Origin of the sequence: Actinomadura sp. NPDC023710 (assembly GCF_040639875.1) — a bacterium.
GTDB classification, from domain to species: Bacteria; Actinomycetota; Actinomycetes; order Streptosporangiales; family Streptosporangiaceae; genus Spirillospora; species Spirillospora citrea.
The window spans coordinates 206341-224112 of the sequence record NZ_JBFAGB010000003.1 but is presented as its reverse complement, the minus strand read 5'-3'; the positions used below and the strand labels follow the sequence as shown (position 1 = coordinate 224112).

At 68.3% G+C, this 17772-nt stretch carries 22 protein-coding genes, 1 pseudogene and 1 other annotated feature; of the genes and pseudogenes, 6 read left to right on the top strand and 17 right to left on the bottom strand.

Translation table 11 applies throughout. The features are described from left to right. Positions 1-116: 116 nt before the first annotated feature. Positions 117-383: a cytochrome P450 gene (locus AB0H37_RS05180; protein ID WP_360611498.1), complete on the top strand. Its 267-nt coding sequence runs from the start codon at positions 117-119 to the stop codon at positions 381-383. A gap of 600 nt (positions 384-983) precedes the next feature. After that, on the top strand, positions 984-1481 hold the full coding sequence (locus AB0H37_RS05175; RefSeq protein WP_179836842.1) for a carbonic anhydrase: 498 nt from the start codon (positions 984-986) through the stop codon (positions 1479-1481). A gap of 54 nt (positions 1482-1535) precedes the next feature. Here the strand turns inward: AB0H37_RS05175 and AB0H37_RS05170 are convergent, their stop codons facing one another. The 6 genes from AB0H37_RS05170 to AB0H37_RS05145 form a co-directional block, all read right to left on the bottom strand. Next, positions 1536-2651 carry an LLM class flavin-dependent oxidoreductase gene (locus AB0H37_RS05170; protein WP_179836841.1) on the bottom strand — a complete coding sequence of 372 codons (1116 nt, stop codon included), beginning with the start codon at positions 2649-2651 and terminating at the stop codon, positions 1536-1538. Between the two features lie 26 nt (positions 2652-2677). Then, positions 2678-3466, bottom strand: coding sequence for an ABC transporter ATP-binding protein (locus AB0H37_RS05165; RefSeq protein WP_360611496.1), 789 nt, complete (start codon positions 3464-3466; stop codon positions 2678-2680). After that, a complete protein-coding gene (locus tag AB0H37_RS05160; RefSeq protein ID WP_360611494.1) occupies positions 3450-4493 on the bottom strand; it encodes a glycine betaine ABC transporter substrate-binding protein in 1044 nt (347 codons plus the stop codon). Before AB0H37_RS05160 ends, AB0H37_RS05165 begins: the two co-directional genes overlap by 17 nt. A gap of 38 nt (positions 4494-4531) precedes the next feature. Then, complete coding sequence (locus AB0H37_RS05155) at positions 4532-5311, bottom strand: ABC transporter permease (protein ID WP_229810538.1); 780 nt, start codon at positions 5309-5311, stop codon at positions 4532-4534. A 92-nt stretch (positions 5312-5403) separates the two neighbouring features. After that, entirely contained in the window at positions 5404-6807 is a 1404-nt protein-coding gene (locus tag AB0H37_RS05150; protein ID WP_360611491.1) for a PLP-dependent aminotransferase family protein, read from the bottom strand. Between the two features lie 287 nt (positions 6808-7094). Next, positions 7095-7541: an Lrp/AsnC family transcriptional regulator gene (locus AB0H37_RS05145; RefSeq protein ID WP_360611489.1), complete on the bottom strand. Its 447-nt coding sequence runs from the start codon at positions 7539-7541 to the stop codon at positions 7095-7097. A gap of 93 nt (positions 7542-7634) precedes the next feature. Here AB0H37_RS05145 and AB0H37_RS05140 point away from each other — a divergent pair, with 93 nt between their 5' ends. Continuing rightward, on the top strand, positions 7635-8453 hold the full coding sequence (locus tag AB0H37_RS05140) for an LLM class flavin-dependent oxidoreductase (protein ID WP_329087026.1): 819 nt from the start codon (positions 7635-7637) through the stop codon (positions 8451-8453). Continuing rightward, positions 8450-8917 carry a nucleoside deaminase gene (locus AB0H37_RS05135; RefSeq protein ID WP_329087028.1) on the top strand — a complete coding sequence of 156 codons (468 nt, stop codon included), beginning with the start codon at positions 8450-8452 and terminating at the stop codon, positions 8915-8917. Before AB0H37_RS05140 ends, AB0H37_RS05135 begins: the two co-directional genes overlap by 4 nt. 158 nt (positions 8918-9075) lie before the next feature. Here AB0H37_RS05135 and AB0H37_RS05130 read toward each other — a convergent pair whose 3' ends face one another. Continuing rightward, on the bottom strand, positions 9076-9420 hold the full coding sequence (locus AB0H37_RS05130; protein WP_360611486.1) for a hypothetical protein: 345 nt from the start codon (positions 9418-9420) through the stop codon (positions 9076-9078). A gap of 668 nt (positions 9421-10088) precedes the next feature. Between AB0H37_RS05130 and AB0H37_RS05125 the strand changes: the two genes are divergently transcribed. Together AB0H37_RS05125 and AB0H37_RS05120 are read left to right on the top strand one after the other, a co-directional pair. After that, positions 10089-10751 carry a hypothetical protein gene (locus AB0H37_RS05125; RefSeq protein WP_360611484.1) on the top strand — a complete coding sequence of 221 codons (663 nt, stop codon included), beginning with the start codon at positions 10089-10091 and terminating at the stop codon, positions 10749-10751. Between the two features lie 171 nt (positions 10752-10922). Further along, positions 10923-11024, top strand: a complete 102-nt coding sequence (locus tag AB0H37_RS05120) for a ribonuclease domain-containing protein (protein WP_360611620.1) — start codon at positions 10923-10925, stop codon at positions 11022-11024. A gap of 502 nt (positions 11025-11526) precedes the next feature. Here AB0H37_RS05120 and AB0H37_RS05115 read toward each other — a convergent pair. The 10 genes and pseudogenes from AB0H37_RS05115 to AB0H37_RS05070 all read right to left on the bottom strand — a co-directional run bounded on the left by AB0H37_RS05115 (position 11527) and on the right by AB0H37_RS05070 (position 17684). Further along, positions 11527-12114: a hypothetical protein gene (locus AB0H37_RS05115; RefSeq protein WP_360611483.1), complete on the bottom strand. Its 588-nt coding sequence runs from the start codon at positions 12112-12114 to the stop codon at positions 11527-11529. Between the two features lie 39 nt (positions 12115-12153). After that, on the bottom strand, positions 12154-12471 hold the full coding sequence (locus AB0H37_RS05110; protein WP_360611626.1) for a hypothetical protein: 318 nt from the start codon (positions 12469-12471) through the stop codon (positions 12154-12156). Between the two features lie 73 nt (positions 12472-12544). Then, complete coding sequence (locus tag AB0H37_RS05105; RefSeq protein WP_360611481.1) at positions 12545-12832, bottom strand: peptide deformylase; 288 nt, start codon at positions 12830-12832, stop codon at positions 12545-12547. Between the two features lie 12 nt (positions 12833-12844). Further along, positions 12845-13681: a methyltransferase gene (locus AB0H37_RS05100; protein ID WP_360611479.1), complete on the bottom strand. Its 837-nt coding sequence runs from the start codon at positions 13679-13681 to the stop codon at positions 12845-12847. Positions 13682-13750: 69 nt separating this feature from the next. Then, positions 13751-14641, bottom strand: a pseudogene (locus AB0H37_RS05095) (IS30 family transposase). 290 nt (positions 14642-14931) lie between these two features. After that, the gene (locus AB0H37_RS05090) at positions 14932-15807 is read right to left on the bottom strand and encodes a maleylpyruvate isomerase family mycothiol-dependent enzyme (protein ID WP_360611477.1); all 876 of its coding nucleotides are present in this window, start codon (positions 15805-15807) and stop codon (positions 14932-14934) included. A gap of 9 nt (positions 15808-15816) precedes the next feature. Beyond that, positions 15817-16335, bottom strand: a complete 519-nt coding sequence (locus tag AB0H37_RS05085; protein ID WP_360611475.1) for an IS3 family transposase — start codon at positions 16333-16335, stop codon at positions 15817-15819. After that, positions 16303-16434: a sequence feature (AL1L pseudoknot), on the bottom strand. (Overlaps the previous gene by 33 nt.) After that, entirely contained in the window at positions 16389-16739 is a 351-nt protein-coding gene (locus AB0H37_RS05080; RefSeq protein WP_360611473.1) for a hypothetical protein, read from the bottom strand. Its footprint overlaps the feature before it by 46 nt. Before the next feature lie 14 nt (positions 16740-16753). After that, complete coding sequence (locus tag AB0H37_RS05075) at positions 16754-17113, bottom strand: hypothetical protein (RefSeq protein WP_360611471.1); 360 nt, start codon at positions 17111-17113, stop codon at positions 16754-16756. Between the two features lie 367 nt (positions 17114-17480). Continuing rightward, complete coding sequence (locus tag AB0H37_RS05070) at positions 17481-17684, bottom strand: hypothetical protein (protein ID WP_360611469.1); 204 nt, start codon at positions 17682-17684, stop codon at positions 17481-17483. Positions 17685-17772 lie beyond the last annotated feature (88 nt).

Here is a 17772-nt window from a genome sequence, read left to right as displayed (position 1 = left end):
TGACCACCAACCTCATCGCGGCCAGTCACGAGTCGACCGCCAACCTGACAGCCACCGGGGGCTTCACGCTCCTGACGGACGGCGTCTACTCCGAACTGGCCAAGGGCGCCGCGCCGATGGCTGAGGGGCTGGTGGAGGAACTCCTGCGGCATGACACGCCCGCCGCCTACGGCCTGCCGCGTGTGGCGACCGAGGACGTGGACCTTCCCTCGGGGACGGTTCGCAAGGGAGAGACGGTCCTTCCGCTCCTGGCGCGGGCCAACCGGGACCCCGAGGTCTTCCCCGAACCGGCCGCCTTCGACCCGAAGCGTCCCCCCCCGCCAGCACTGCGCACTTCTGCCTGGGCGCCCGACTCGCGGGCCTCGAAGTCACCACAGCGCTGAGCGTCCTGCTCGCCGAGTTCCCGCTCTGGAGCTTGCGATCCCCGCATCCCAGGTGGAATGGCGCAAGAACGCACTCGTCAAAGGACCCAAGAGCCTGCCGGTCCGCTGGTGATTCCGCCGCGGCGCGTCTTGAGTACGCGCTCCTTCGGGCGATGCCGGCGGGTTGTGTCGCCGTGATCCGTCATGGCGGGGAGAGCGCCACGACCTTCCTCTGGGCGGGCGTCCCTCCCGTTGATCGCCACGGACGACTCCGAGCAGGCGGTTGTTGGGCGCCTGTCGTGCGCGCGGTTGTGACCCGCCTCGCCTCGGCGGCGCGAGGACGTTCCCTGACCTGTCACCTGGCGCCCGGGTCCCGGCCGGATCGGGCGGTCCCCGCGTCCAGGAGGGGACGGCGTCCGGCAGGCAGCGCGACCCGCGTCGCGGAGCGCCGTCCAATGGAGCGCGCGCCGAGCGGCTCAGCGCCAGTGCAGTCGAAGGCAACACGCCCCTCGCCTATTAGCAACTATTCCTACTTGTTTACTTGGTATATCCTCCTGTCCATCCGGGGGCGACCGCCGGAGCGGCCGGACATCGGACTTCGCGCAGGATGAAGGAGGACTCATGAGCACGACGGACGGATTCCTCGCCAACGCCGAGCGCTACGCGGCGGGCTTCGGCAAGGGCGACCTGCCCCTGCCGCCCGCCAAGGGGGCGGCGGTGGTCGCGTGCATGGACGCCCGCCTCAACCCCTACGGGCTGCTCGGCCTGTCGGAGGGGGACGCGCACGTCATCCGGAACGCCGGCGGAGTGGTCACCGCGGACGTGCGCCGCAGCCTGGCCATCAGCCAGCGGCTGCTCGGCACCCGCGAGATCGTCCTGGTCCACCACACCGACTGCGGCATGCTCACCTTCACCGACGACGGCTTCAAGGCCGCCGTCCAGGACGAGGTCGGCCTGAAGCCGGACTGGTCGGCCGAGGCTTTCACGGACCTGGACCAGGACGTCCGGCAGTCCATCGGCAGGATCAAGGCCGACCCGTTCATCCCGCACACCGGCGCGGTGCGCGGATTCGTGTACGAGGTCGAGACGGGCCGCCTGCGCGAGGTCAAGCCCCGCTGACCCCGCGGCTCGGCGCGGCGGCGGCCGAGGCCGAACCGCACCGCCGCGCGTCGCTCACCCGGTGACCTGCCCCGACACGAGCCCGGCCGGGCCGGGCGCCAGCCGGGGAATGACGTACTCGCCGACGCGGTATGCCTCCTCGAGGTGGGGCCAGCCGGAGAGGATGAACTCCTCGATCCCCAGGTCGGCATACTCCCGGATCCGTTCCGCCACCTCGTCGTACGATCCGACGAGGGCCGTCCCGGCGCCCTCGCGTACCAGCCCGACGCCGGCCCACAGGCCCGGCGCGACCTCCAGGCTCCGTGCGTCCGTCCCCTTCACCGACCCGCCGTGCAGTGCGGCCATGCGCTGCTGGCCCGTCGAGTCGAAACGGGCGAAGCGCTGCTGCGCGGCCTCGATGCGGGCGGGATCCATGCCGGCCAGCAGGCGTTCGGCCTCCGCCCACGCCTCCGAGGCGGTGTCGCGGGCGATGACGTGCAGGCGGATGCCGAAACGCACATGCCGGCCCTCGGCCGCGGCCAGCGCTCGCAGGCGGGCGGCGCGGGCGGCGATGGCGGCGGGCGGTTCGCCCCACATCAGAGCGACGTCCGCATGCCCGGCCGCGACCTGTTCGGCCGCCGGGGACGCGCCGCCGAAATAGACGTCCGGGATCGGGTCGAGCGGTGCGGTCAGGCCGTCCTCGATCTTGTAGTGCTCGCCGTGGAAGTCGTACCGACGGCCCGTCCAGGTGCGGCGGAGCACGTCGAGGAACTCGGCGGTACGGGCGTAGCGGGCGTCGTGGTCGAGGAAGTCTCCGTACGATCGCTGCTCGACCGGGTCGCCGCCGGTGACGACGTTCAGCAGCAGGCGGCCGCCGGAGATCTCCTGGAAGGCCTGTGCCTGCTGGGCCAGGAGAGTCGGCAGGGTGAAGCCCGGACGGAACGCCACCAGCAGCTTCAGCCGTCCGGTGTGCTGGGCGACCGCCGCGCAGACGATCCACGGGTCCGGGCAGCCCGCGCCGACCGGGGTGAGGGCCGCCTCGAAGCCGGCGTCCTCGGCCGCCCGCGCCACCTGCGCCAGGTAACGCACGCTGCCCGGCCTGCCCGGCGGGCGGTGCGCATCGGTGCTCATGATGGCGGTCCGTACCTCGTGGCCGTCGCCGGTCGTGGGCAGGAACCAGTGCAGACGCATGGCGATCCTTCCTGATGGTGGGGGTTTCAGGCGGCGGCTTCGCGGACGGTGGCGGCGATCTCCTCGCGCAGCGTGAGGAAGTCCTGGTGCGCGTGCGGGTCGTCCTCGCCGGGCAGCGTGGAGGCCCTGTCGAGGACGATCCGTCCAGGGCGCTTGCTGAGGACGATGACGCGGGTGCCGAGGAAGACGGCCTCGTCCACGCTGTGCGTGACGAACAGGACGGTCTTGCCGGTCTGCTGCCAGATGCGGCGCAGCTCTTCCTGCAGCCGCTCCCGGGTGAGGGCGTCCAGCGCGGCGAAGGGCTCGTCCATCAGGAGGATGTCGGGGTCGGGTGCCAGCGCCCGTGCGATGGCCGCGCGTTGCTGCATCCCGCCGGACAGCTCGTACGGCCGCCGCGAGGCCGCGTCGGCGAGGCCGACGAGCCGCAGGAGTTCGTCGGCCCGCCGGTCGCGCCGAGCTCTGGGGGTGCGGGTGGTGCGCAGGCCGAATTCGATGTTGCGGCGCACGCTGAGCCACGGGAAAAGGCGCGGCTGCTGGAAGACGATGCCGCGATCCGGGCCCGGCCCGGTGATCGGCGCGCCGGCCGCGAGGACCTCTCCGGCGGTGGGCTCGGCGAAACCCGCGACCAGCCGCAGCAGGGTGCTCTTGCCGCAGCCGGACGGGCCGACGATGGTCACGAACTGCCCGGCGGGGATGTCGGCGTCGACGTCCCGCAGTGCCTGCACGGTGGCGGGGTCCCGCAGGAGTCCGCGCCCGCCGCCGAACACCAGCGAGACGTTCCGGAGGGAGACCGCGGGATCAGCTTGGGAAGGCATCGCCGAGTTCCTTCGTGGCCAGGCCTTGCTGGAAGACGCTCAAGGCCGGGACCGAGGGGAGCTGGTTCTGCGCCTTGAGGAACTGGGCGGTGCTGTGGAGGGTCTGCGCGAACGCGCCGGGCTTGGCCGCCGTGCCCAGGTACTCCGGTCCCGCCTGCTGCTCGCCGTCCAGCAGGATGAGCTGGTCGATCTGGCGCGCGGCCTCGGCGGGGGGCAGGTTGAGCTGGCGTCCGACGGCGGCGGCCGCGCCGTCCCTGTCGCCGCGGATCAGTTCGACCGCCCGGTCCTGCTGCTGCAGCCAGGTGGTCAGCGCCTTGGGGTACCTGTCGGCGAACTCGGTGCGCACCACGGCGAGGTCGGCGGTCACCTTGCCCTTGGCGGCCAGGTCCTTGCTGGTGATGAGGACCTTGCCGGTCTTCTCCAGCGTGCCGAGCACCGGCGTCCACACGTACGCGGCGTCGATGTCGCCTCGTTGCCAGGCGGCCTGGACGTCCTGCGGCTCCAGGTCAATGATCTTGACGTCGGACTCGGCGAGCCCGGCGTCCCGCAGCGCGGCCAGCAGGCTGTAGTGGGAGGTCGAGGAGAACGGCGTGGCGATCTTCTTGCCCCTGAGCGCGGTGACCGACGTGGCCTCGCGCGCCACGAGCGCCTCGTTCTCGCCGATCACGTCGAAGATCCACGGCACCTTGTACGGGATGTTCAGCGGGGCGGAAAGGCCCTTGGTCACCGGGCTGGACCCGGCCAGCCCGATGTCGAGCGAGCCGGCGATCATCGCGGTGTTCACGTCCCCGCCGGAGTCGAACCTGGACCAGGTGATCTTGGTGTGGGGCAGCGCCTGCTCCAGCCATTTCCGGTCCTTGACCACCAGGTCCCCGTTCGGGATGAGCTGGTAGCCGATCCGCAGCGTCTTCGGAGTGCCGTCGCCGTTGACGCCGCCGGCGGCGGCCTTGCTCGCGCCGGTGCCGGAGGAGCAGGCGGCCAGTCCGAGGCAGAGCGCGGCGAGGACGAGTCCGTAGGTCTTCTTCAAGGTCGTGCCTCTTGCTTCTCTTCGGGTTTCGCAGGGGGTCAGGACTTGCCGCGCCAGGGGACGAGGCGGCGTTCGGCCAGTTGCAGCAGGCCGTCGATGAGCAGGCCGGAGGCGCCGATGGCCAGCAGCCCGAGCACCACGACGTCGGTCTGGTTGTAGCGCTGGGCGTCGCGGATCATGCCGCCGATGCCGGGCACCCCGTTGACCGTCTCGGCGGCGACGACGGTGGTGTAGGCGACGCCGACGGCGACCCGGACGCCGGTGATGACCTCGGGCAGGGCGGAGGGCAGCACGATGTTCAGTGGGATCTGCCACCGGCGTGCCCCGAGGGACCGGGCGGCGAAGACGTAGTCCTCGTGCACCCCGCGCACGGCGTCGGCGGTCGCCACGGCGACCGGTGGCAGGGCGGCGACGAACAGCAGCGTCACCTTGGGCGCCTCGTCGATCCCGAACCAGATGATCAGCAGGCTGAAGTAGGCCAGCGGAGGCAGCGTGCGCACGAACGTCACGAGCGGCCCGAGCAGCGCCCGCACGGTCGGCACCAGGCCGACGACCAGGCCGAGCACGATCCCGCCCGCCACGCCGTACAGGCTTCCCAGCAGGATGCGGCGCAGGCTGACCCCCAGGTGCTCGTACAGCAGGTGGCCGCTGTAACCGCGCACGCCGTCGTGCGTGGTGGAGGTCTGGATCAGCTGATGCCACACCGCGCCGGGCGGCGGGACGAACACCTCCGACCAGATGTGCGCGGCCGCGACGGCCCACCAGACGGCCAGCAGGGCCAGGACCCCGCCGGCTCTGAGTACCAGGGCACGCGCCACCTTCCTCACACCCCACTTTTCAGATCAAACTAGTTGGAAAAGGATGCTATTGGTTGTGTGGTGCCGTGCAAAGAGCCAGTTTCGAGTGATCCTCAGGTACCAGATGCCATGCGGTCCGCCTCCTCGGCGAGCAGCACGATCCCGGCGTCGATCCGCGCGGGGTCGATCGCGCCGAACCCCAGCTTGATCCAGTGCCGGGGCACCGGCGGGGCGAAGAAGAACGTGTCGCCGGGCTCGATGAGCACACCGCGCGACGCGACGCGGGCGGCGAGCTCGCGCGTGTCCAGCCCGTACGGCCCGCCGATCCAGACGCTGACCCCGCCCGCACGCGGACGCATCGCCCAGTCGGGCAGGTGCCGCCGCACGGCGCCGACCACCTCCTCCCAGCGCAGCCGCAGCGCGTCGCGCAGGTGCCGCACGCCGCGCCGGTACTCGCCGGAGGCGATGAGCAGGCCCAGGGCGCGCTGCTGGTGCCCGGACGGGTGCCGAACGGTGTAACGGCGCAGGTCCCGCAGGTGCTCGATCAGAGCGGGCGGACCGTGCACGAATCCCAGCCGCAGGCCCGGAGCCAGGAACTTCGAGAAGCTGCCGAGGTACACGACCGCCTCGGGGCCAAGCGAGGCGAGCGCCGGGGACGCCCTGCCGACGAAGCGCAGCTCGCTGTCATAGTCGTCCTCGACCACCACGATGTTCCGCTCGTGGGCGAGTGCGACCAGCCGTTGCCTGCGCCGGCCGTTCATCGTGACGTTCGAGGGGTAGTGATGGGTCGGTGTGGTGACGACCATCCCGACGTCCAGGAGCCGCTCGTCGACGATGAGACCGCCGTCGTCCACTTCCCCGGCGACCAGCCTCGCCCCGGCGCGGGCGAGGATGTGCCGGGCGTCCGGATATCCGGGGTTCTCGACCAGGACCCGTGTCCCCGTCCGTACCAGGGCGGTGGCGACCAGGTGCAGCGCCTGCTGGGAACCGATGGTGACCAGAACCCGGTCGGGGGTCGCGGCGACGCCCCTGCCGGCGAGGATCTGCTTGCAGATCATCTCGACCAGCAGCGGATCGTCGGCGTCGATGCCGTCCTGAAGGCTGTGGCGCCGGTGCTCGGGCCGCAGCGCCTCCTTGAGGCAACGCAGCCACGCACGCTCGGGGAACGTCTCGGGCGGCAGGTGCCCGGTGACGAACGGATACCGGTAACCGTCCCAATCCACCGGTTTGCGGATGTGCGGCAGTTCCGCGAAACCCGGCGGCGGGGCCAGCCGGTCCAGCCAGCGAGGCGCCGCCGGTACCGCCGGACGGGCCGCCGGGCGTACGGCCATCTCATCGTTGACGACGTAGCCCGACCGGGCCTGCGCGATCACGAAGCCGTCGGTGACCAGCTCCTGGTACGCCTGGTTGACGGTATTGCGCGACACGCCCAGCTCGACGGCCAGTTCGCGGGAGGACGGCAGCCGCCCGTCCTCGAACCGCCCGGCGAGGATCGCCTCCTCAAGCCCGCGCCGCACCCGTCGATAGAGCGGCTCTTCCACTCCGCCGTCCGAAACCGGAAACAACCCCACACCGCGTCAGCCTAAAGGCCGACCGCTCGCGCGCCGCCCGACGCCAACACAAAGGGAACCGCCGCAACCTGGCCGGCAGCATCCTGGAACCCGCTCCCGCACCGGCAGGAGCGAACCACCGGCCCAGGGCCACGGCCCCAAGAGCGTGCCGCGCCCGGCAGGATTCGAACCCGCGAGCTTCGGATGTGGGAGGAGGCCGGCGCGCTCAGGATCGCCTGCCGCTCGGCCGTTGCTCAGGGCCGGTCGGGGCCGCGGTAGGGCAGCGTCTGGCTGTAGACGACGTTGGTGGTCGTGCTGCCGAAGCCGGCCAACTCGTCCATCACGTGCTCCAGATGCGCCATGGAGGTCGCGGCCACCTTCAGCGTGTAGCAATCGTCTCCGGTGGTGCGCAGGCACTCCAGGATCTCCCGGCGCTCGACGAGCACCCGGCGCAACGGCTGGTGATGGTTGCCGGGATACTTCAACCGGACCAGGGCCAGGACGGGGTAGCCGACCTTGGCCAGGTCGACGGTCGCCTGGTAACCGGTGATGACGCCCTGCGCCTCCAACTGCCGCACCCGTTCGGTGGTGGCCGACGCGCTGAGGTTCACGCGCCGTCCCAGCTCGCTGAGGGAGATCCGCGCGTCCTGTTGCAGCTGGTCGATGATCGCCCAATCGACGGCATCGAGATTCGCGGTCATTCCGCGACTTTACCGGCAGATTCACGAAAAATCGCCAATATCACCGGTAACAGTCGGTTTCGGACTGATCGCTCGCCGGGATAGCCTCACGTTATGCAACTCGGCGTCAACGTACCGAACTTCGGGCCTGGAACCGATCCCGGCGTCCTGCGCGAGTGGGCCGGGGTCGTGGAGGGGCTCGGATTCGACCTCCTCATGGTGTCGGACCACGTGGCCATCACCCCGGACGTGGCCGAGCAGTACCCGGAGCCGTTCTACGAGCCGTTCACCACGCTGTCCTGGATGGCCGGCATCACCACCAGGGTGCGGTTGGGCACGACCGTGCTGATATTGCCCTACCGGCATCCGCTTCTGGTGGCGCGCATGGCCGGCAACCTGAACCAACTGAGCGGCGGCAGGCTCGTGCTCGGCGTGGGCGTCGGCTGGGCACGCCAGGAGTTCGAGGCGCTCGACGTGCCGTTCGCCGAGCGCGGCAGGCTCATGGACGAATACCTGACGGTCCTGAGCGACGCCTGGCCTGCGGGCAGCGGGGAAGACGAGCCCGAGGTGCCCATCTGGGTCGGCGGGAACAGCGCCGTGGCGATCCGGCGGGCCATCCGCTTCGGCCACCCCTGGCATCCGCTGCGGAGGACCCTTCCGTGGCTTCGCTCGGCCCTGGCGGAACACTCGCCGCCCGCGTTCGTGCCCCGCATCGTGCTGCAACTGACCGCCAAGCCCGTCGAAGACGGTGGGCGGCTCGCCGGTGTCGGCACCATCGACCAGGTCCTCGACGACCTCGACCAGCTTCGCTCGCTGGGTGCCGAGACCGTCGTGCTCGACCCCTTCAGCGGTGATCCGGAAGAAACACGCCGGCCCATGGAGGCATGGAAGGCGCTCACCGCCGTGGCCACACACTGGAGAACAAGGTCATGATCACCCCTGCCGACGAAGAATTCCTGCGGCGTGCGATAGCCATCGCGGCCCACGCCGTCACCTCGGGCGACGCGCCGTACGGCTCCCTCCTGGTGGGCCCGGACGAGACGGTCCTCGTCGAGGCGCACAACACGGTGCAACGCGACAACGACATCAGCGCCCACCCGGAACTGAAGCTGGCCCGCTGGGCGGCCCGCGAGCTCGACTCGCGCACCGCGGCGGGCACCACCATGTACACCAGCTGCCAGCCCTGCGGCATGTGCACCGGCGGCATCGCCCGCTCGGGGCTCGGCCGGGTCGTCTACGCCCTCGCCACCGAGCAGCTCATCGAACTCAACCCGTCAGGGACCTGGCCGACAGTGCCGCAGGACGGGCCGGCCTTGTTCGATCAGGCACGCGTCCCCATCGACGACTTCTACCGGCTCGGCTCCGCCGGTGTGCAGGCACCGTCCGCTCAAGAGTGAGGCGATAGCGGTTACGAGGCCGCTCACGACCTGGCGCGCTTCAAGCAGATGAGACGTTGCCACGCCGCTGGCGCATGCGGGGCTTCGACGGCTTCCACGGCCGCGCGCTGTACCAGCGGCGTAGCCGCTGTTCTTCCCCCACCTTCCAGGCCGATCCGCTACTGCCAGAGGTAGTCATAGCGGGCCGGTGCCTGGCCAACCTGAACCTTCCCGTCTCTGATCTGCCATTCGGTCTGGTGCCCCTCCTCGTGGAGGACGAGGAAGAGCCCACATACGCGGTCGTTGTCCTCGTCGGTGGCGGGGAGGGCGGCGATCTCTCGGATCTGATCGAGGACGTCATCGGAGTACTGGGAGCGAACGGCTCGGGCATAGCAGGCCGCGTCGAGCCAGCCGCCTTCTGGGAAGGCCCATCCTGCAGGCTCTCCGCGGTGGATGATGTGCTCTGCTTCGGCCTTCTGCCCGTAGAACTCCAGCCAGCCTCGTATGTAGACCCATGTGCTCATGCGCCCATGATGTCGGGCAGCGGAGCGGATCCCGTGACCGCCGGCGGACGGCGGCCGGTGCGGAGGTGTCGCGATGCGCGGCCGCCCGGCGACCGGCGCCCCCACCGCACACTCCGGGCGACCCGGCGCGCGTATGACCTGCGGAAACGCGGACCGAGTCATTCCGCTTATATTCCGGGAGCACTGCCGCGCGGCTGCGTTCGATGGCATCTGGCTGCAACCGGCGCGACGACGGCGAGAGATGTTCTCGCAGGTCAGTTACTTGAAGGGTAGTTGTCACTCTCGGTGGCGGCCAGTGATCGTCGGCGTGAGCGACTCGGCACAGACGTGCAGGTCACAAGGTCGGGTTGCCGAAGGACGAGTGATGTTGATCATAATTTGTTGATCGTTCTGGCTCTTCCGTGCCGCGATCGGTCACGTTACGTTAAAGCGACTTTATTGGGGCTTTATGTGGGCGGGAGACTTCTGTGGCCTTTTGGGGTCGTTTTCGGGCGCAAAAGTCCAGGTCACATCACGTGCGAAGTCGGCCGTTCACTGTAGCCGGTGCGGCTACGGCGCTCGCTCTGTCGCTGCCGTTGTCCCTGGTGCCGTTTCCTGGAGTCGCCGCCCCCCTTTCCGAGGCTCAGGTGAAGGAGGCGCCGCAGGCAGCGCCCTCTCAGCATGAGGCGGTGATGGCTGCGCTGAAGACCAAGCGACCCGTCACCGTCACCTCGATGACCGGCCCGCAACGCGAGGTGCGTGCGCTGCCGGATGGCCGCTTGGAAGCGACGGTGAGCGCCCGACCTGTCCGCACCCTGCGTGACGGGAAGTGGGTGCCGATCGATACCAAGCTGCGGCGTCGCGCCGATGGCCTGCTCGCTCCAGGTGCGACAACCGTCGGTTTGGCGTTTTCCGCTGGAGGCGGCGGCCCGTTGGTGACGATGAGCCGAGCCGGGCGCACCATGTCCCTGGCCTGGCCGCATGGCCCACTGCCGGCGCCGGTCGTGGACGGTGAATCAGCGACCTATCAGAATGTTTTCCAGGACGTGGACTTGGTAGTGCGGGCCAAGCCCAGTGGGTTCAGTCACGTTCTGGTTGTCAAGACCCCCGCGGCTGCACGGGACCCGAAGCTGGCCACGGTTCAGATGGGCTTGAAAGCCGACCGGATGAAGGTCGAGGCCGACAAGGCCGGTGGTCTTCGGATGGTGGATCAGGCGGCGGGCGGGACGGTCTTCAAGGCCGCCGAGCCCGGCAACCTCAAGCCCGAGGACGAGACGCCGTATGTCCGCGGCGGTGTGCTGAACCGGATCGAGTACGGGCGGCGTTTTCGGTCAAAGCAAGGCAGGTCTTGAGCAGCGGATTCGTGAAGTAGTCGATTTCTACGACATGAATGGCAGGCCGCCTGCGATGACTCATCAAGGAAGGAGGAGTGGTCGCCCAGTTGGAGAATACGGGAACGGCAATGGACGGCTTCCGACTCGACCTCTCGGATACTATACTGAGAGTGACGTAGGCCTTCTGGCATAGGGACCGGAGGTCGCGGGACTGAGCGTCTAGTATTTGGGAGGAACGGAGAAGTTCAATATACCTCCAGTCATTATGATAACTTTCTCCGACTTCGGTGAATGAAAATCAATCGCGGGAAGAGTAGACTTGCGTTGGTATCCCATCTCCAAAATGATCAGAGGGGTCTCCCGTCCTCCGTACCTGCTTCAGAGTCAGGATAGGGAGAACGTAGAGGAAATTTTGAAAGGGCGAGGTTTTCAGGTAACCTCTGTCGAGGTCGGTGAACTGCGTTCAGAGCGTGACGCTTCACTGGCAGTTGCGCGGGCCCTGGACTATCCGGATTCAATTGGAGGGTCTTGGGACGGATTCTTCGACCTACTGGTCACTGAGTTCCAGTCTCGACCCAGGTCTCTTGCTGTGAGCATGCTGGGGGCGGATTCGTTTGCGCGGCGTGATCTGAGGCTCTTTGTGGCCGTGTCATGGCAGCTTCTCAGTGCTACGGAGACTGTCGAATCTCAGGGTAAAGGAAACTGGCAGCTCGAGTTCATTTATTGGGGCGATTGGGGCAATTGCCGACCCATTTCGGGCTGCAGTTGCGGGTCTAGTCTAGACGAGTGATTCTTAATGGTCGTATGCGGTCAGTGATCGGGTGATGGGTTGGCCGGTGCGGTGGTTGTGCCAGATCGCGGCGGTCATGGCCAAGATACAGCCGCAGCCCCCAGAAGATCGGGAGTGGGAGCGGCAGTAGCCGTAGTCGGCCCATCCGGCCAGGTCTGAGCGCTGCGCCGTGGACCGGGAGCGTCCGCATTCCGCGGGGGTGGAGTCGGTGATCCACACGCTGTCGTGCCAAAGGTCGGTGTCGGCCGCCAGCGTGCATATGGTGCGTTTGATCTGCGGCAGCCCGGCCCGCAGCCGCTTGTTGTAGCCGGGTTGCTGCGGCACGAAGGGGAACAGATGCCCCAGGTGGGTGCGCACGTGCCGCAGCCAGCGTGCTTCGTAGGTGTGGCCGGGCATGGCCTGCATCACCGCCAGGCAGATCAGCTCGGCATGGCTGAGCCGGGGCGGGCGTCCGGGCAGCCGGAGGGTTCCGGCGGCGTCGTCGTCGATCTTGACTGCAGTGCGATCACGAGGGTGTCCAGGTCGGTCTTCACATATTGATCTTGGACACCCTCTTCGCATGCCGGGACGGGTCGACCACATCGTGATCATTAGGAATCACTCGTCTAGCGGATCGGCCCACCGGCCAGATCATCCGCCGCTACGAACGCGACCGGCCCGGTCGAACTGGTGTACGTGGATGTCAAGAATCTCGGCCGCATCCCCGACGGCGGCGGTTGGCGCGCCTGCCCTGACCGGCGCCGCGCCACCGGGTTCGACTACAAGCAGCACCTGGTCCGGACCGGTGAACCGCACCCGTGCCCCGTCCAATTGGCGCTCCAGCACCGTAATCTGATACCGCAGCACCAAGATCTCAGCGTCCTTCTCCCGATCGGTCACCGGAAGCAGACGCAGCACCACGAACGCGTTCGCCGCGGTCAAGTAAGCCAGCCACAACAACTCAACCACCCATCATCCCGGGGCGAGGGCAGTGTCGTGACGGTTCCCGACCTGTGACGCCACCCGCCGGACATTACGGCTCTCACCTGCGCGGACGTACTTTTCGGCAGGCACAGCGTGTTATCGCCGTTGGCGGTCTCGATGGGGGAGGCCGCAGGTCAGGAAGGGTAGGTCCAGGTGGTGCTGGTGCCCTTGTACTCGGTGACGCTGATCGGCCGGATGCTCTCGCGCATAGGGCGGCGTAGATGGGCCCGTACAGGTGGTCGACCTCATGGTTGACCAGGCGGGCCACGGCGTCGGTGAACACGGTGACGGCGCGGACGCCGTCCAAGCCCGTGTGCTCGACCTCCAGCCGGCGTGGGCGGGGCACCGTTCCGCGTGGCTACGCAGTGGCCGCTCGGGGTGATCTCGCTCGGAGCGAGTAGAGGATCGGGAGGTAGGTGTCGCTGAACGGGAACCGACGGGTACCGTCCGGTCCTTCGGGCAGGATGCGACTTCCGGGGAATTCGGCCTCGGTGTGCTCGCCGAGCCGGTCGATGATCAGTCCCGATCCGGCGGCCGCTGTCACGATCTCGCCCACCGAGTGAGGGTATTGGACCACCTCTTGTGCGGTCATCGGCAGGTCCGGGTCCGCATATGTGTTCGTGACGACCTCACGCTGGGGCTCTCCTCCGCCATAGGGCCAGTCGGCCACGAGCGGCTCGTAGCTGGCGAGGGTCTGGTAGGCGGGGTGCAGGTCGACCAGCACCAGCCTTCCACCTGGCCGCAGCGCCATCTCCGCACCGCGCATCCACGCGTCAAGGTCGCTGATCCAGCACAGCACCCCGTAGGTGGCGATCACGAGGTCGAACCTGCTTGCCAGGCCGGACGGTAGGTTCTGCGTGTCCGCCTCGACGAAATCGGCGGTCAGCCCGGCGAGCTTGGCCAGCTCGCGTGCCCGGACGATCGCCGTCGATGAGAAATCGACCCCGGTGACCCTGGCCCCCAGACGGGCCCAGTTGAGTGTGTCCATGCCGAAGTGGCACTGCAGATGCAGCACATCCTGGCCGGTCACATCACCGGCCAGCTCCAGCTCGATCCCGTAGAGCGTCTGCCGACCCGCCAGGAACGAATCGACGTCGTAGAGCATGTCGTTGGGGGTCGTGCCATGCGCCTGGGCGCGGGCGTCCCAGAGGGCACGGTTCGCGGCGACCTCGTCGTCGGGAAAGTTTCCGTTCATGCCCGCAGTGTGGCAGGCCGATTCGAGCGAGCGCCGACACCTGGTGGGTGTTGAGAATCGATGGCGGTCTCAGTGGATCAATGGATCGACCTGGCCGCAAAGGTCAGCGTAAACCTCGTTGGGTGTTCGGTAGCCGTGGATTCTGCGAGGCCGGTGGTTGAGGTCGGCGGCGATGGCGTCCAGGTCTGCTTGGGTGAATGTGCGCAGGTCGCGGTTCTTGGGCAGGTACTGGCGCAGGAGGCCGTTGGTGTTTTCGTTGGTCCCTCTCTGCCAGGGGCTGCGACGTTTGCAGAAGTAGACGGGCATGGCGGTGTCGGCGGTGAAGCGGGCGTGTTCGGCCATCTCGCGGCCGCGGTCTCAGGTCAGCGTTCGCCGCAGGTGGGGTTCGATCTGCAGGGCGGCGCGGGTGAGATGCGGCCGGACTTGGTGGGCTTTGATGCCGTCGGGGAGCGCGACGAGGCAGACCAGGCGGCTGGTGCGTTCCACCAGCGTGGCAATGGCTGAGGGCCGGGTTCCCATCACCAGATCGCCTTCCCAGTGGCCACCGGTCTTGCGGTCGTCGGCCTCGGCGGGACGTTGGCTGATCGGCAGCATGTCGCGGATGCGGCCGCGGCCGCTGGGCTGGCGGGCCTTACGCGGGAGACGCATCAGGCGGCCGGTGCGCAGTTGACGGGACAACTGGCGGTTGATGGCGCGGCGTCTGGGGTCGAACAACGCCAGGTAGATGGTCTCGTGGGAGATCCACATGGTGGGGTCGTCGGGCGAGTCCAGGCGCAGTCGGCCGCTGATCTGCTGTGGTGACCAGCGTCGTGCAAGCAGTTCTTCGACCATGAATCGCAGATCCGGGCGCTCTGCCAGCTTCGCCTTCTTGGGGCGACGGCCTCGTTGCCCGGCGGCTGCATCGGCTGTGCCGGCGCGGTAGGCCTCACGGCCGCCGTCACGCGCGATCTCCCGGGACACCGTCGAGGCCGGACGGCCCAGCCCGCGGGCGATGGCTCTGCCGGTCACACCTACGCCAACGACTCCACAGCTCCTCCTGCCGAGCCGTCGAGAACCCGTAGTCCCGCACTCGCACCTCCGAAACGATCAAGATCATTTTCGGTGATGCACTGACCCCTTGAACCCAAGATCGTTTTACGACAGGTGATCAGCCAGGCCGTCCGGCAGGCCCGCAGGGTTCCGTCCAGTCGTTTCGATGAAGTCGATCGTGCCGCCCGTGAACCGGGCGGGGCCGACGTGCTGTGGCGGACTCAGATGTCAGAACTCTCCGAATGCCTCTGGTTTGGTGGCGACCAGATGATCGACACGATCTGGAGTGCCGCTGTTGCGATGTGTTGGTCGCCGTCGATGCGGGAGTGCTCGGCCGCGTGCTCGGGGGTGATGCCGCGGGTGCACAGACGCCAGGTGGTGTCGGCGTCGAGTTCGAGTCGCGCGGTGGGCTGGGGGTGCGGTTGATGGTGCAGCCGCCAGCGGTCGGGTCCGCGGGTGCAGGTCCAGTCTCCGCCGCCGGGTCCGGTCACGCTCATCTGGAGGGTGGCGCCTTGCGGGGCGGTCACATCGCGCAGGGTGTGCGGCAGGCCCCGCATGAAGGTGTCGATGACGGGGCCAAGGTAGTGCGGGGCGGTGAGTCCGCTCCGGCCGGTGGCGTCGCAGATCTGCTGCTGGTGGGTCCAGTACTCGGTGTATTCACGGGCGACGTCCAGCCAGTAGGGATGTGGGCCGTGGCCGGCCCAGCGCACCGGTCCACCGAGTTCGTCCAGGTTGACGGTCTGCCAGAACTCCACGATCTGGTTCCCGATGGTCGACAGGAGCTCGATGAGCATCGGCGGGCTGATGCGACGGGCCGCGGTCACCCACTCGGCGTTGATCCGGTCGAGGAAGGCGGAGAACGCTTCGCCGTCTTGCGGATGCAGTACGTGGAAGCCGTCGCGGTGCATGGACAGGCGTCCGATGTGGTCGCCGAGCACATGCGCGGCGACATCTTTGACGCTCCATCCGGGGCAGATCGTCGGCTTGGCCCACTCGTCGGCGTCGAGTCGGCGCAGCAGGTCGATGAACGCGACCTGTTGCTCGGCGAGCACGGGCCGGACGTCGATGGGCGTTCCCAACCAGGAGGTGTCGGTCATCGTGTCCTCTCAGTGTTCTGCGCTGCTGGTCCAGTCTCCGGCGCAGGCGCGTTGCCAGGCGACGGCGATGTGGATGCCGAGCATCCGGGCGAGCACTGCGGCGGGCTGTTCGGTGAAGATGTCGACCACGAACGCGATGTAGATCACGCCGGCCCAGGTGGTCACGTGGGTGAAGTCGGCGACCCAGCGGCGGTTCGGGCTGCCGGCGGTGAAGTCGCGGCGCAGCAGGTCGGTGGCCCGCTCATGCCCGTCGTCACGGATGGTGGTGCGGACCCTGCGGCCGCGGCGGGCACCGTGCAGGCCCCGCTCGCGCATCAATCGCTCGACCGTGCAGCGCGACACGACATGGCCCTCGCGCTGAAGCTGCCGCCAGATCTTGCGGGCGCCGTACACCCGGTAGTTGTCGGTGTAGATGCGGGTGATCTCGGTCTTGAGCCATGCGTCCCGCTCGGCTCGGGCCGAGGCCGGACGTGGCTTGGCGGCGTAGTAGGTGGACGGTGCGATCTTGGTGCCGTGCGCAGACAGCACCCGGCAGATCGGCTCGACCCCGAACACCTTGCGGAACGCGTCGATGAACGCGATCAGTACCTGTGTGGCCGGTCGAGCTCGGCCGCGACGAAACCCGCAGCTGCCTTGAGGATCTCGTTCGCCCGCCGCGGCTCGGCGTTCTCCCGCTTGAGCCGCTTGAGCTCCGCTCGTTCCTCGGTCGTGGTCCCCGGCCGGGCGCCGGCGTCGACCTCGGTCCGACGCACCCAGCTGCGCACCGTCTCGGTCGAGGTGACTCCCAGCTCGGCTGCGACGGCCTTCATCGCCGACCACTCACTGGGGTAGTCCGGGCGGACCTCGGCCACCATGCGGACCGCGCGCCTGCGCAGCTCAGGGGGATAGGGGACGGACGTGCCATGACTCGATCCAGGGAAACGAGCCTCCATCCGACCCGGGCGCTTCACCGTTCACCGACCCAGCGCAAGTCTCCGGCCTGTACGCCGATCGCCACAGAGTCGACCGGCGCAGCAACGCGCTGCTGAACGCCAAGACGCACGGCCTGCACGTCGGCGAAACCGCAGCCGACACGATCGGCTACTTGACCATGCAGCCCGCGCCTGCGGGTCCCGGTGGGCGGCGCGTCTTCAAACTGGGTGTCTGTTCCTACGGGCCGTTCGGCGACCAGGTCGCGGCCGGCCTCGCCAGCCGGATACACCGATGGGAACAAGAGAGCCGCTCCGGCGGCGACATCTGGATCGAGGTTCACCCGGCCGGGACCACGCCCCGAGGCGAAGGGCTTCTCATTGCCGAAAAGCAGCACGCCCGTGTCATCGTCCGAACCACTCGAACGGGCCCTGACCGCCAAGTGCCTGACGGCGACTCGCAAGATCCATTTTGAGGCGGCGTGCAACGGCCTGATGTTCCGCGATCCGGCTGAGGGCGCCGCCTCGCTCAGGGGGTTGCGCGGGCAAAGCCGCAGGGCGGCCCCAGGAGACTCCGGAGCCCTGCTCGATCCATGACACAGCAGCCAGGCGCAAGTGCACCCGATTTGCCAAGATCTGCGGAATCCCCCGCCTCCACGGCCTGGACACGAAATGTGGAACACCAGCTCACTGACCGCCTTGGTAGACAGTCATACGCGGAATCTGCACATGGCCAGGTGCCGGAGGAGACCAGGCCTGTGCCGGTCAGAAGCCCTCTGCGGTCACCATCGGACCGCCGCGCAGGTAGTTCAACAGTGCTGCCCCGGTTGTCGACACGAACTCCACCGGTACTTTGTCGACCGGGTGCCAGGCCACCTGGGAGTGCTTGTTCGGCTCGGCGTTCACCGGGTCGCCTTCCCAGCGGTGGGCGACGAACACGACGCTGAGGAAGCCGTTGGGCGCCTCCACTCCCCACCCGCCATGGATGATGCCCGCAGCCTTCAGATCGGAGGGATCGACGACCAGCCGGCTCCTCTTTCAGTTCCCGGGCTGCGGT